Source organism: Spongiibacter nanhainus (genome assembly GCF_016132545.1).
Lineage (GTDB): Bacteria > Pseudomonadota > Gammaproteobacteria > Pseudomonadales > Spongiibacteraceae > Spongiibacter > Spongiibacter nanhainus.
Map to the genome: position 1 here is coordinate 2,352,863 of NZ_CP066167.1, position 14,233 is coordinate 2,367,095.

Annotated in this window: 7 protein-coding genes; all 7 read right to left on the reverse strand. The window is 58.7% G+C overall.

Translation table 11 applies throughout. The features are described 5' to 3' along the window. Nucleotides 1-200 precede the first annotated feature (200 nt). Nucleotides 201-1,079 carry a transglutaminase family protein gene (locus tag I6N98_RS10830; protein ID WP_198568381.1) on the reverse strand — a complete coding sequence of 293 codons (879 nt, stop codon included), beginning with the start codon at nucleotides 1,077-1,079 and terminating at the stop codon, nucleotides 201-203. After that, nucleotides 1,076-3,625, reverse strand: coding sequence for a circularly permuted type 2 ATP-grasp protein (locus I6N98_RS10835; RefSeq protein ID WP_232787313.1), 2,550 nt, complete (start codon nucleotides 3,623-3,625; stop codon nucleotides 1,076-1,078). Before I6N98_RS10835 ends, I6N98_RS10830 begins: the two co-directional genes overlap by 4 nt. Nucleotides 3,626-3,722: 97 nt before the next feature. Continuing rightward, nucleotides 3,723-4,649 (reverse strand): alpha-E domain-containing protein, encoded by a 927-nt coding sequence (locus I6N98_RS10840; RefSeq protein WP_198568382.1) that lies wholly within the window; start codon nucleotides 4,647-4,649, stop codon nucleotides 3,723-3,725. Further along, nucleotides 4,649-6,202, reverse strand: coding sequence for a circularly permuted type 2 ATP-grasp protein (locus I6N98_RS10845; RefSeq protein WP_198568383.1), 1,554 nt, complete (start codon nucleotides 6,200-6,202; stop codon nucleotides 4,649-4,651). Before I6N98_RS10845 ends, I6N98_RS10840 begins: the two co-directional genes overlap by 1 nt. A 276-nt stretch (nucleotides 6,203-6,478) precedes the next feature. Beyond that, nucleotides 6,479-8,200, reverse strand: a complete 1,722-nt coding sequence (gene aceF, locus I6N98_RS10850; RefSeq protein ID WP_198568384.1) for a dihydrolipoyllysine-residue acetyltransferase — start codon at nucleotides 8,198-8,200, stop codon at nucleotides 6,479-6,481. A gap of 21 nt (nucleotides 8,201-8,221) precedes the next feature. Beyond that, nucleotides 8,222-10,885, reverse strand: coding sequence for a pyruvate dehydrogenase (acetyl-transferring), homodimeric type (aceE, locus tag I6N98_RS10855; protein ID WP_198568385.1), 2,664 nt, complete (start codon nucleotides 10,883-10,885; stop codon nucleotides 8,222-8,224). 458 nt (nucleotides 10,886-11,343) lie between these two features. Further along, the gene (locus I6N98_RS10860) at nucleotides 11,344-14,214 is read right to left on the reverse strand and encodes an insulinase family protein (RefSeq protein WP_198568386.1); all 2,871 of its coding nucleotides are present in this window, start codon (nucleotides 14,212-14,214) and stop codon (nucleotides 11,344-11,346) included. Nucleotides 14,215-14,233 lie beyond the last annotated feature (19 nt).

Genomic DNA, 14,233 nt, shown 5'->3' on the forward strand with positions numbered 1-14,233 from the left:
GGGGTTGAGTTCCACTACCGATCTCAGTTTTGGACAGAGCCATATCGCTATTTCGCGACTTGGGTTGGCGGAGGTATTCTTTTTTTTGAGCTTCTCAGGAGTACACTATAACAAGCGCAAGCAGAGAGTGTTCCCCCTTAGCTCCCCTGCTTATTTCCAACCCTAGAATGCAGATAGCCAAAAAACAAAAGACTGACGCGTTAGCTGCTGCGCTCAACGTCGACAGCCACCGACAGTCTCTGGTCGCGACCACCGCCAAACACCACGCCCTTTAGCGGGGTCACGTCGGAGTAGTCCCGGCCCCAGGCGGTGGTGATGTGCTGATCGGCGGGCATCACGTCGTTGGTAGGGTCAAAGTCGTGCCAGTCGTCCCCCGGCACATAAACGGCAAACCAGGCGTGGGAGGCATCGGCACCTTTGAGTTTTTGCTGGCCCGGCGGTGGCAGGGTTTCCAGATAACCACTGACATAGCGGGCGGCGTAACCGAGGCTGCGCAGCACCGCGATCGCCAGATGGGCAAAATCCTGACAGACGCCTTTTTTGTTAGCCAACACATCGGCCAGGGGGGTGGCCACGGTGGAAAAGCCAGGGTCGTACTGAAACTCCCGGTAGATCTTGCCGTTCAGCTCACCAACCGCGTCGATGAAGGGCCGTTCCGGCGTGAACAGCGTCCGGGCGTAATTGGCCAGCTCGTCGCTAACGCCAATCATCGGTGAGGGCACCCGGTACTCAGAGGCGTCGATATCGGCGTGATTCATCGGCGACGACAAGGTCGACAGCACTTCGCCACAGGTAATGCCGCCACCCAATAGCGGCGACTCGCTGGGGGCGATCTCGATATCGCTCTCTACAGTGACTTCCAGCGACTTGTGGGGCCGCTCGACATTGAAATAGCAGACGGTGTTGCCAAAGTAATCGGCGCGCCGCACCTGGCTGCTGGGCGCCGGCGCAATGCGGATATTGCTCTGCAGCACCCGCTGCCCGCGGCAGTCCCGGGGAATCAGGTAGGCGACGTTGTAGCCCTGGCTCACCGGCGAGGAATAGCTGTAGCGCGTGGTGTGTTTGACCCGGTATTTCACAGCGTTTCCATACCTCCCATATCCACCGGCTGGGGGCCGGAAGTGTGGTCAAAATAGCGATCGGCCACCGACTGGGATACCGCTTTGAGGTCTTCCTCCAGCTCTTCCAGCCAGGTGGCCAAGGCGGTAAATTCCTCGGCGTCGGCGTCAAAGGTGGACAGCTCCTCCACCCGGGCCAGCAGCAGATGATTGAGGGTTTTCAGCACCGAGCGCATATCGTCAGTGACTCTGGCGCTGTGGGTCGCCTCGGCGATGGCCTCGAGGTGTTGGCGCAGAGCCTCCAGCTGAAAATTCACTGAGCGGGGGTTTTCCCGGTCAAATAGCAGCAGCTCCAGGCCTTTATCCAGCTGATAGCCACTGCGGTAGTAGCGCTTGTAGACAATTCGGGATTCCAAACTGCCCAGTACCGGCTTGAGCAGGGACACGGTGCCGCTCTCCGCCGCCCCGTAAACCAGGGTATGGCGCAGCAGCACCACCGTTTGTTGGGCCCGTTCCAGGCGCCGCCCCATTTCCATAAAGCGCCACGCCCTGCCCCGCACCATGCTTTCCTGAGACAGACCGGATAGCGCCAACAAGGTGGTGATCAGCGGGTCCAACAGCTCTTCCGGCGCCGCCTGCATATTGTCCGCCAGGTGGGTGTTGAGGTAGTCCATGCCGTCCCGAAGGTCGTTGGTCAGCCGCAGCATATCGGTGGAGAACAGCTCTTTCACGCCACCGGCAGCGTGCAGCACCGCCTCCAGGCTGTAGGCAATACTGCCAAAGCGCTGGCGGTTGGCCACCACATCCAGCAGCTCTTCCTCGGGAGCGGTAAATTTAGCCTTGTCTTTGGTAAAGCCCGGGAATGTTCCGGTGAGCTGAGTCACTGCCACCAGTAATATCTGCCGGAGGTCGTCGGGCAGCGGCTCGATACTGTTGAGCTCTTCAAAGACCGTGCGCACCAGCCGCAGCCCCGCTTCGGCCCGCTCGGCATAGCGCCCAAACCAAAACAGGTTCTCGATAACCCGACTGGGCAAACTGAAACTGCGGTCCGTGGCGCCGCGCAGCTTTTCATTTTCGATAATGGACAGCTGGGACTCGGGCTCAGACGCCAGTATCCAGGTGTCTTTGCTACCGCCGCCGTACTGACTGACGATGTGCTGGGTGTCCTGCTGTACGCCGACATGGGTCAGGCCACCGGGCATGACGCTGTAGGAGTTGCCCGCCGCCACGGTAAAGCCCCGCAGTACTAGCGGACGGCTGCTTAAGCCGCGCCCATCCAGGACCGGGGTTTGCGAGGGTTGCACGGCGTACTGAGCTACATAGTTGTAGGGCCGCAGCATCACAGTGTTGTAGAGTTCCTGGCGTTTCTGGGGGTCCAGCTCGCTGACAAAGACACTGTGGCCGCCCTGGGCCCGACAGGTGTGGCGGATCAGCATTTCGTCAAAGTTCTGTTTGACGTAATCCAGGTCCGCCGGGTCGCCACACCACCAGGTTTGCACCGAGTTCAGGCGCAGGTCCCGGCCCAAAAAGTGACGGGCAATGGCGGGCATGTACTTGGCCAGGGCCGGATTTTCCAGAATACCGCTGCCCAGCGGATTGGCGATCACCACATTGCCAGCCCGGGCCACTTCAGCCAGGCCCGGCACGCCGCCGCCGACACTGGAGCGAGCGATTACTGGATCAGCGGCGAGGTCATCGACCCGGCGCAGCACCACATCCACTCGGCGCAGGCCATCCAGAGATTTCAGCCACAACGCTCCCTTGCGCACGGTGAGGTCGCGGCTCTGCACCAGGGGGTAGCCCAAATAGTTAGCCAGGTAGGCATCTTCAAAGGAGCTTTCCTGGAAGGCCCCCTGGGTGAGATACACCACCAGTGGCGCATCGCCGGAGGGGCTCAGCTCCATGAGCTTCTTGCGCCATTGCAGGAAGAAGTTGGCCAGGCGGTGGACGTGGGCTTCCCGGAACAGCGAGGGCATCACCCGCCGCAGTACGGTGCGGTTTTCTAATGCGTAGCCGGTACCGGAGGGAGCCTGGGTGCGGTCGCCGATAACCAGCCAGCTGCCGTTGGTATTGCGCACCAAATCCGAGGCGTGAAAGATCAGTTGGTGCTCACCGGGCAGTTGCACGCCATCGCAGGCCCGCAAAAATCCGGGGTGGCCAAATACCAGCTCCGGTGGGATGACCCGGTTGTAGATCAGAGTGCGGGGGCCGTAGAGGTCGGCAAGAATCAGGTTGAGCAGTTCCGCCCGCTCCCGCAGGGCGTTTTCTACCCCTTCCCATTCTTTACTGGAGAGGATGAGGGGCAGCAGGTCGAGATTCCAGGTGTGGCTGACGTTGAGCTGGTCGCCGGGGCTGTAGCTGGCGCCGTCGTCCCGCAGGATACGCTTGGCGGTGCGCTGCCGCTCCAGCAGCGCGTCGGCGCCCATGGCACCCAGCACCTGCATGGGATAGTGCCAGTGCTCGCGGATCGCACCTTCGGCGGTCATGACCTCGTCGTACTGCTTGTGGTCTGGTGTATAGACCAAGCCGCCGCTAGTCATGGATTGACTTTGTGTTACCTGCGCCATTGTGCTGGGACTTCTTACCCGAAAAGGAGTGGGAGACTACCCCAAGTCGCCGAGAGCGGCAATCATGGGGCGGTGACAATCACCTGGCGGCAGCGCTTTAGCTGGGTTGGAACCAGGTTTCCATAATCCGCCCATTCACTACCCCGACCCGGCGTTGCAGGCCGTCTAAGTGGCTCAGCAGCTTCTCGGGCGTACCGTAATCACACCCCTTAGACACGGCGTTGACAATGGTCTTGAGATCGCCAGACACCGCCTCACCGCCGGGTAGCGACTTCACCGACTCGTCCATTCGCAGTAAACAGCAAGTCACCGCCCGCGGCAGTAGCTCGTCCTCCAGCAAAAATCGCGCGGCATCTTCGCCATTGAGGGCCACCCGCATGGTGCGCCGATAGGACATCATCGCATCCAGAGTGCGCAAAACGCTGCTCCACACGGCATCGGAGGCCTGATGAAAGTCGTCATCCACCAGCTCTGCCGCCATGCTGGCCCCCGCCTCCAGGGTACGCAGGCTCATATCGCCCCGCTCCAGATTGCGGCCCAGGCTAAGAAAATGCCAGGCGGCATCCCGGCGCATGGTATCGGCTACCAGGCCGTTAATTTGCTGGCAGGTGCGTATCACCTGATCGAGGAAGGTGTGCCGATTGCGGCGGTTAACCCCCTGCTGGACATTCTCTGCAACATAGTTGCGAAACTCATTGACCAGCTCCCAGGTTTCCGCTGGCACGACATCCCGCGTAGTGCGGATGTTCTCTCGCACCATACGCAGAGAGGAAATCAGTGAGCTGGGGTTGCTCATATCCTCGAGCAGAAATCTCACCACGCGCTTTTCATCCTTCACGGTAAAGCGTCGTTCGAACTCGCTGTGGCACCCGCTGGCATAAACCAGGTTGTGCCAGCTGATGCCGGTATCCTTGGGCAGGTCGGACAACAATTGCGAGTAGACCTGGATCAGCCGGGCCATGCTTTCCACCCGCTCCATATAGCGGCCAAACCAGTACATGCGCTCTGCAACACGGGATAACATTATTTGCTCTCCCCTTTGTCAGCCTGTTTCGCCACTTTCTTTTTAGCCGCCTTTTTCTTCGCTGCTTTCTTTTTGGTTTCGGGTACCGCCACGATCCAGGTGTCTTTACTGCCTCCCCCCTGAGAGGAATTCACCACCAGCGAGCCTTTGCGCAATGCCACTCGGGTCAAGCCACCCGTAGTGACGTCAATTTTCTGCCCCTGTAACACGAAGGGCCGCAGATCCAAATGACGGGGTTCAACTTCCCCAGGGCCAGTGATCACCGGCGTGGTGGACAAATTCAAGGTGGGCTGAGCGATATAGTTGCGGGGGTTTTCTCTGACCAGTTTGCGGAAGGTCTCGTGATCCTTTTTACTGGCGTGGGGCCCCACCATCATGCCGTAGCCACCGGATTCGTTGGCGGGTTTCACCACCAACTGTTCGATGTTGTCCAGCACGTACTGACGGTCTTCCTCCCGATCGCAAACGTAGGTTTTTACATTGGGTAAAATCGCCTTTTCACCCAGATAGTATTCGATCATCTTGGGCACATAGGCATAGACCACCTTGTCATCTGCCACACCGGCACCGGGGGCGTTGACCAGGGCGACGTTGCCTTTCTTCCAGGCCCGCATCAAACCCGGACACCCCAACACCGAGTCGGGGTTGAAGGCCTCGGGATCCAGGAACAGGTCGTCGATACGGCGGTAGATCACGTCGACCCGCTCCAGGCCGGCAATGGTCTTCATATAGACGCAGTCGTCACTGTCGACAAACAGGTCGCTTCCCTCTACCAGCTCGATACCCAGCTGCTGGGCCAGAAAAGCGTGCTCAAAATAGGCGGAGTTATAGATGCCGGGAGTGAGCAACACAATAACGGGTTGGCGTACCCGCCGGGGCGATACTGACGAAAGGGTTTCCAATAATTTGCCGGGGTAGTTGTCCACCGGCAGAATATTGTTGTTCTCAAAAAACTCCGGCAGTACCCGCTTGCTGACCTCACGGTTCTCCAGCATATAGGCCACGCCGGAGGGCACCCGCAGGTTATCCTCTAACACATAAAACTTGCCGTCACTGTCGCGGACCAAATCGCAACCGCAAATATGCGCCCAAACACCATGGGGCGGCTTAACGCCGACACACTCGGGGCGAAAGTTTTTGGAGTCGGCAATCAGGTAGGCCGGCACCACACCATCGGCGAAGATTTTCTGCTGGTGATAAACATCGTTAATGAAGCAATTTAGTGCGCGAACGCGCTGTTTTAGCCCCTTTGCAGTGCGCTCCCACTCCCGCGCCTCAATCACCCGGGGAATCAAATCAAAGGGCCAGACCCGGTCGATGTTTTCGCCGTCAGAATAAACCGTAAAACTGACCCCCATATCCCGCACTGTTTGCTCAGCGCCGACTCTGCGGCTTTCGAGCTCATCTCTGCTCAGACTGGAGAAGTGTTTGACGATTTCGCGACTGCCGCGACGGCCATGGCCTTTGGGGGTAATCATTTCGTCGTAGAACTGGTCCGCCTGATAGCGGCTCCAGTCGATACTGTCTTGCTCGTTGGTTTTCTTATCGATCATGCTATCCACACCATCCTTAAGGCGAATGCACTTGCACTACGGCAGCGCAACTCCCAAGCCAACATGCACCTATCGAGAGCAATGCAGCAAATACGAGCCGACCACCTTCTTAGGGGCAGCAGTGCAAGCGCCGGGCCAAGACAGCTCCCCGATTAAAAAGCCTAAACGAGGCAGCTCATTAATGCCGAATAACACTGCACCTGAGCCATCGCCGGGGTCGCACACCATTCCAGCATAGCGACCCCTTCACGACCAATCAATCAGTGCAGACAGGACCTAGAGTAGCAAACGACGGATATCGGCAAGGGCGGCACCGATAAATTGCATGAACTTACCGGCATCGGCGCCATTGATGGCCCGGTGGTCATAGGACAGCGACAGCGGCAGCATTTGTCGTGGCTGGAACTGCTCGCCATCCCACTGGGGCTTAACCGACAACTTGGAGACACCGAGAATGGCAAGCTCCGGCGCGTTGATAATGGGGGTAAAGCCAGTGCCACCGATATTTCCCAAACTGGAAATGGTAAAGCAGCCGCCCTGCATATCCGCCGGTTTCAGCTTACGATCCTTGGCCTTGGCCGCCAGCTCGGCGGTTTCTTCAGCCAGTTGCCACAGGGACTTCTTGTCGACGTCCCGCACTACTGGCACCACCAGACCGGCGGGAGTATCTACCGCCATGCCGATGTTGATGTATTTTTTGTAGACCACGCTCTCGCCGTCACTGGTCAGTGAGGCATTGAAGGCCGGGTTGGCAGCCAGCGCCGCAGCCGCCGCCTTTAGCAAAAACGGCAGCGGCGTCAGTTTCACACCCCGCTGCTCCGCCTCTTGTTTGAGGCCTTTGCGGAACAGCTCCAACTCGGTGATATCGACATCGTCGAAGTGGGTCACATGGGGCAAGTTCACCCAACTGCGATGCATATTGGTGGCGGTGAGCTTGTCGAGCTTGCTGCGGGGCTGAATATCAATCTCGCCGAATTGGCTGAAATCGATATCGGGGATGCTGGGCAAGCCCCCGCCGGCGGCCGCAGCGGGTTTGTTTTCAGTGAGCGCTTTAACGTAAGCGTGCAAATCTTCTTTGACAATCCGGCCCCGGGGGCCACTGCCTTTAACCTCAACCAGGGGAATGCCAAACTCCCGGGCCATCTTACGCACCGCCGGCCCGGCGTAGATATCCTCGCCGCGAGCGGTATTGGGATCGGCGCCCTGAGGGGCCGGCTGGGATTGCGGGGCTGCTTGCGGCGCGGGTGCGGGAGACGGTGACGATGCCTCGCTAGCGCTTGAAGTACTTTCGCCGTCGTCGCTGTGTGCTGAACTATCCTCTGCGCTGTCGGCGGCGCTTTGCGCCGGAGCCGCATCGTCGCCGGATACCGCCATCACCGCGATGTCAGTACCTTCGGCGGCGTTGTCGCCAACCTTGATCAACAGCGAGACCACTTTGCCGCCGTAGGGCGCCGGCACTTCCATGGAGGCCTTGTCGGACTCCAGCACGATCAGCGAATCACCCTCCTCGACCTCGTCGCCCTCGGCGACGCAGACCTCGATCACTTCAATGCCGTCAGCACCACCGACGTCGGGGACTTTGACGGTTTGTTCCTGGCTCTGGGCAGCCGGTGCCGGGCTACTGTCTTGGGCGGGCGCCGACTCGGTTTTTGCCTCTGTGTCTTTCTCTGAATCAGGCTCTGAATCAGGCTCTGGCTCAGCGCTCGCCTCAGCGTCGTCGGCCTCGGACGCATCGTCGCTGGCCTCTGCCTCACTATCGCCTTCAATTTCCAGCTCAAGGATGGCGTCACCTTCGCTGACCGAATCGCCAACCTTCAGGGCAATGCTTTTAACAGTGCCGGCCTTGGGCGCGGGCACTTCCATGGAGGCCTTGTCCGATTCCAATACCAGCAGGGAATCTTCCTGCTGGACGCTATCCCCCACCGATACGCAGACTTCGATAACCTCGACGTCGTCGCCACCGCCAAGATCGGGAATTTTGATTGTTTCTGTCGCCACAAAATGCTCCTTAACTTGGGACTAGCGATAAAGGGGGTTGGGTTTCTCGGGGTCGATGCCGTAGTTTTTCATCGCCTCTATCACCACTTTCGCGTCGATCTTACCCTCGTCGCTCAGGGCCTTCAGTGCTGCGACCACAACGTAGTAACGATCCACTTCAAAATGCGCTCGCAGTTTGGCCCGGGTGTCAGAGCGACCAAAGCCGTCAGTCCCCAGCACCACGTAACGACCGTTGATATAAGGACGCAGCTGCTCGCCATAGCCCTTGATGTAATCCGTGGCACAGACCACCGGCACACCACTGCCGTTTAACTGCTCGCTCACATAGGGCACCCGCGGTTTCTTGTCGGGGTGGAGCATATTCCAGCGTTCGCAATCCATGCCGTCGCGCTGGAGCTGGTTGATGCTGGTCGCGCTCCACACATCGGAATCCACCTTGTAATCCGCCTTGAGCAGTTCGGCGGCGGCTTCCACCTCCCGCAGAATACTGCCGCTGCCGATTAGCTGAACCTTGAGCTTGGCGCGCTTGTTCGACGCGGCCTTGAGCTTGTAGATCCCTTTGATAATACCCTCTTCGCTACCCTCGGGCATGGCCGGGTGGTGATAGTTTTCATTCATCACCGTGACGTAGTAAAAGACGTTTTCCTTGTCTTGGTACATGCGCTTCATGCCGTCCTGAATAATCACCGCCAGCTCGTAGGAATATGTGGGATCATAGGACACACAATTGGGGATCATGTTGGCCATCAGGTGGCTGTGGCCATCCTGGTGCTGCAGGCCTTCACCATTGAGCGTGGTGCGGCCTGAAGTCGCACCGATCAGGAAACCCCGGGCTTGGGAATCCCCTGCCGCCCAGGTCAAATCCATTACCCGCTGGAAGCCGAACATGGAGTAGAAAATATAGAAAGGCACCATCGGCGTGCGGTGGTTGGCATAGGACGTTGCCGCCGCCAGCCAGGCCGAGAAGGCGCCGGATTCGGTGATCCCCTCCTCCAGTATCTGACCGTCCTGGGACTCTTTATAGAACATGATCTGGTCGGCATCGTGCGGCGTGTAACGCTGGCCCTGGGAGGAATAAATCCCCAGTTGCCGGAACATCCCCTCCATGCCGAAGGTCCGCGCCTCATCGGGCACGATGGGTACCACTTGCTTGCCGATGCTCTTGTCCTTAACCAAGGTGGACAGGAAGCGGACAAAGGCCATGGTAGAGGAAATTTCCCGCTTGCCGGTGTCCTTGAGTTGGGCGTCAAATTTGCTCAGCTCGGGCACATCCAGGGCTTCAAAGTCGGACTGTCTGGCCGGCAAGTAACCGCCCAGCTCCTGCCGCCGCTTGTGCATGTACTGCATCTCGGGGCTGTCTTCCGGGGGACGGTAATACGGCACCTTGGCGAGATCGTCGTCGCTGATGGGCACGCCAAAGCGATCCCGGAAGCGCTTGAGCTCGTCCATATCCAGCTTTTTCACCGAGTGGGCTTCGTTCTGAGCCTCGCCACCGCTGCCCAGGCCGTAGCCTTTTACTGTCATCGCCAGCACTACGGTGGGACGATCTTTGGTCTCCACGGCGTCGGCATAAGCGGCGTAGACCTTGTAGGGGTCGTGGCCACCGCGATTGAGGTACATGATGTCGTCGTCGGAGAGGTCTTTGACCAGCTCCAGCAGCTCCGGGTATTTGCCAAAGAAATGTTCCCGGGTGTAGGCACCACCGTTAGCCTTGTAGTTTTGCAGTTCGCCGTCCACGACCTCGTTCATGCGGCGGCGCAGCAGGCCGGTTTTGTCCTTTTCTAACAGCTGGTCCCAGAGGCGACCCCAGACCACCTTGATGACATTCCAGCCGGCGCCGCGGAACACCCCTTCCAGTTCCTGAATGATTTTACCGTTGCCGCGAACCGGGCCGTCCAGGCGCTGCAGGTTACAGTTGACCACGTAGATCAGGTTGTCCAGGCGCTCCCGCCCGGCCAATGCAATGGCCCCCAGGGATTCCGGCTCGTCGCACTCGCCGTCTCCCATAAAGCACCACACCTTGCGATCGCCATGATCCACAAGACCGCGGCTTTGCTGGTACTTCATGACGTGGGCCTGATAGATGGCCTGAATGGGACCCAGCCCCATGCTCACCGTGGGGAACTGCCAGTAATCCGGCATCAGCCAGGGATGGGGATAGGACGACAGACCATTGCCGTCCACTTCCCGACGGAAGTTGTCCAAATCTTCTTCGCTTAGGCGCCCCTCCAGGAAGGAACGGGCGTACATCCCCGGCGAGCTGTGGCCCTGATAGTAAATTAGGTCGGCTTTTTCGCCACCGCGGAAAAAGTAGTTGAAACCGATGTCGTAGAGCGTGGCCGAGGACGAGAAGCTGGATATATGCCCCCCCAGCGCATCGCTGTTATCGTTGGCCCGCATCACCATGGCCAGCGCATTCCAGCGGATCAGCGAGCGAATCCGCCGTTCCATAAACAAGTCGCCGGGCATGCGCTTTTCATCTTTGGGCTCGATGGTATTGCGAAACGACGTCGTGATGGCTGCCGGCAAGCGCACACCCTGACGGGCGGCGTGCTTGGAGGCGCGGTTGACGATGTAGGCCGCCCGCTCAACCCCGCTGTGGGTGATCACCCCGTCCATGGCTTCGAGCCATTCCTGGGTTTCCTGTGGGTCGATGTCGTCGCGTAGATCCAGTTCTTGAGGCATGAGCACAGTCCTTACTTGATGTTATGGACGGACGACTCTGCGAGGGCGTGGCTACTACATAAAGCACGGGCATAGGGCACGGGCTTATGGCACGCCAGATCACAAAGGCGTCCCAGACCAGCAAGCATTGCGCTTGAATATTCCGCGATTCTAGGCGGCACCTTTGTTGCGGTCAGCAGCGGTGCATCTGTGCCTGTCAGTGACGGTTATCACCTGGCCTGGTGGATATCGCACCGGCCTTTTGGGCCGGGCATTACCCGAGTGTTTAGTCGTTTTTGACCCGCTTGGGGGTCAACGGTCTGCCCCGTCGGCTGGGTTATCAGCTTACAAGGCGAGACAGATTCTTACAGCTCACTCATTATAATTCAAGAAAATCTAACTATTTTTATAAAAAATACTTTGTTGCAGTAATATTAAAAACAAACACTTAGGGCCTGTTCACACAGTAATCTCTGGGGCTATTGAAAGCGATAGCTGCCCTCTGGCAGTGGCGCGGCTGCCTCCAGTGGCTCACCGCTGGGCACCGCCTCCGCCCACTGACCCAGATGATACACGCTCAGCACTCGCCGCTGTGACGGGTCCAGTGTCGCCTGCACCCGCTGCCACCATTCCTCGTAGGACAAGTCATGGAGGGCGGCGATCAGTTGCTCCCGACGATCAAAATCGGTGTAACCGTCCAGCAAATCATCCCAGTGCCGCTCCGCCGCCTCTGACAGGTTCTTGGGTGCTTCCCGCAATTTGGCCAGCAATGTCGCCTTGTGCTGTTTGTAGTCCGCTTCGCTAACCCCGGCGTCCAACCAGCGCTGGAGGTAGTTATTGACCTCCTGCTGCAAACCTGCGGCGTCCATCACCGGTGACTGGACCAAAAACATCAAACCGCCAATATCACGCTGGGGGTAAACTCCGGCGTTCACCACGTAACCCAGCTGCTTCTGGGTTCGCAATTGATAATAAAAGTCGGCACTCATCATCTGACCCGCCACACCCAGTGCAACCCGATCGCGCTTGCCCGGGTCAGCGGCCTGCACGTAGCTAGCCAAAGCCGCATCCTGGTGTGAGCTGGTGACACCCCGCCGCAGTGCCGCACCGGGAGCGAGGGCCCGCACAAACTGCTCGGGGGCAGCCTGCGCCCCAGGTGCCGGCAGTACATCGGCCACCACGGCGGCAAAGGTCTCCGCCTGCTGACGACTGTAATTGCCATCCACCAGCAGTTGGTAATTCATTGCAGACAGCACCCGCTTGGCGTGGGCTTTTATCGCCGGCAGGGTCGCGGCCTGGGTGGCCGCTATCATGGCGTCGAGATCCATTTGGTCGCTGCGCAACACCCTGGGCAACTCTGCCATCACCTGCTTGTAGGGGGCTTGCTCTCGACTGTTTTGCAGCGCTCGCAGCTTTCGGGCACGGAGACGTTCAAACCGAGTGACTCGCCACTCGGGGTCCACCAGGCCCTGGAGAACCTCCCTGGCCAGCAGCGCTTGTTTGTCGTCAAAACCGCTCACTGTGAAGTTAATGCCCCGCCAATTGGCGGAAAGGTTGTAGCTTAAGCCCGCCAAACGCGCCGGATAAGTGCGTTCATTGAGCTGGTCTTCAACCATGCTTACCCACAGCTGGCTGAGGGCCAGGCTCTCGGCAGTGTTCGCCGCAAGGGGCGATTCCAGCAGTGCGTAGGCGCGGCCTTTAGGGATATTAAAATGATCGTCATCCCGCCACCACAGCGATACACCGTGGTCGTTTTCAACAGCGCGGGGAATGGCGCGGCCACCGCTGCTCAGGGAAAAATCCTCAGCGATAAATTCGTTGCGAGCCGGCATCGCCAGTTCGGCTATCGCTCCGGTCTGCTGCCATTGCGCCACGGTGTTTTGATCCAGTTTCCGCTCGCCGTAGTCAACCTGGTAGCGAGCAATGCTCTGCTGAGTATCGACCTCCGGCGCCATGAGCGATATATAGGCCCGGTCCGGTGTCATCGCCGCGAGAAAACGGGATATTTGCTCGGCATCGAATTCGCTCATTTGGTAGTCACCGCGAATCACCTCCCTAAAGGGATAGCGGTGCAGGTTGGTTGCTAGCTGCACCACCTCGTTGATGGGTGCTGAGCGAGTGCGGTAAAGAAACTGCTGCCTGGCCAGTTGGCTCTGCTCGCGATAGCGCCACTCGGCAATGCCGCTGTCCCGTATCAAGGCCAGCTCTTCAAACAACAAATCGACGATGTCGTCGGTGCGCGCCATCCCCAAGGAGGTAAGGGTAACCTCCACGCCAAACAGGCTCTGGCCGTCAAAATTGAGACTTTGGCCCGCCGCCAAAGACTCGGCCCAGCCCCGCTCTTTAAGCACCGACAACAGACTTCCCGGGCCCTCGTGCCCGAGCAGGTTGCCGATATAGTTCAAAGGCTTGCTGCGCCACAGCGACCGGCTTTCGGGTACCGGAAACTGCACCGACAGGGCCCGCTCATTCTGCACCGGTTGAATGGTCACCCAGCGCGGCAGACGCGACTCATCAAACAGCGGTTCGGCAATCGGAGTGCGCTTGAGCTCCCGGTCTACCACTTTGCCAAAGCGCGATGCCACCATTTTTTCCAGGGCATTCAGCGAGTGGGCACCAATCACGGTCAAGCTCATGCGATTTGCGGAATAGTGGCGCTGGTAGAAGTCCAACAATTGCTCTCTTAAGGCCTCTTCTTTGTCGGACTGCAGCGTCTCCAGGTTGCCCACCGAGAAGGTGGCAAAGGGATGAGCGGGATTAAGTTGGGATTTAAACACCGCCAACTCTCGGCGTCGGTCATCGCGAATCCGCGCCCGGTACTCGGAGTCCACCGCGTTGACTTCCCTGTTTACATACTCGGCGTTGAACAGCGGAGCAATAAAGAATTGGGCAAAACGGTCCAACGCGGGCTCGAGCGCATCGGCGCGGATATCAAAAAAGTAATTGGTATGTTCAAAACTGGTAAAGGCATTGTGGCCACCGCCATTGGCGGAAATAAACCGCTGATACTCGCCCGCCTCGGGGTATTTTTCCGTGCCCAGAAACAGCATATGCTCGAGAAAATGAGCCAGCCCCTGGTAGTCCCGGGGATCGTCGCCGCTGCCGGCCTGCACATCCAGGGAGGCCGCGGCTTTGTCTGCACCGGGGTCAGAAACCAGCAAGACCTTTAAGCCATTATCCAGTTCAAGGTAGCGAAACTGGCGCTTGTCGGTCTCGGGCAAGTGAATGCCCTGCTCATTGCTGTTCAAGGACAGCCCGGTCATCGCCGTCAGCGGTCCGTTGCAGGCCGAAACCAATACAGAGACGATCAGTGCGGCCCATATCGCCGCTAGGGTTTTGCTACTACGCACACACTATCCTTTTCAATCG

Bases quoted from the DNA above. Each gene is read 5' to 3' on its own strand.
- I6N98_RS10835 (WP_232787313.1), bottom strand. From the start codon at position 3,625: ATGGCGCAGGTAACACAAAGTCAATCCATGACTAGCGGCGGCTTGGTC.
- I6N98_RS10840 (WP_198568382.1), bottom strand. From the start codon at position 4,649: ATGTTATCCCGTGTTGCAGAGCGCATGTACTGGTTTGGCCGCTATATG.
- I6N98_RS10845 (WP_198568383.1), bottom strand. From the start codon at position 6,202: ATGATCGATAAGAAAACCAACGAGCAAGACAGTATCGACTGGAGCCGC.
- aceE (WP_198568385.1), bottom strand. From the start codon at position 10,885: ATGCCTCAAGAACTGGATCTACGCGACGACATCGACCCACAGGAAACC.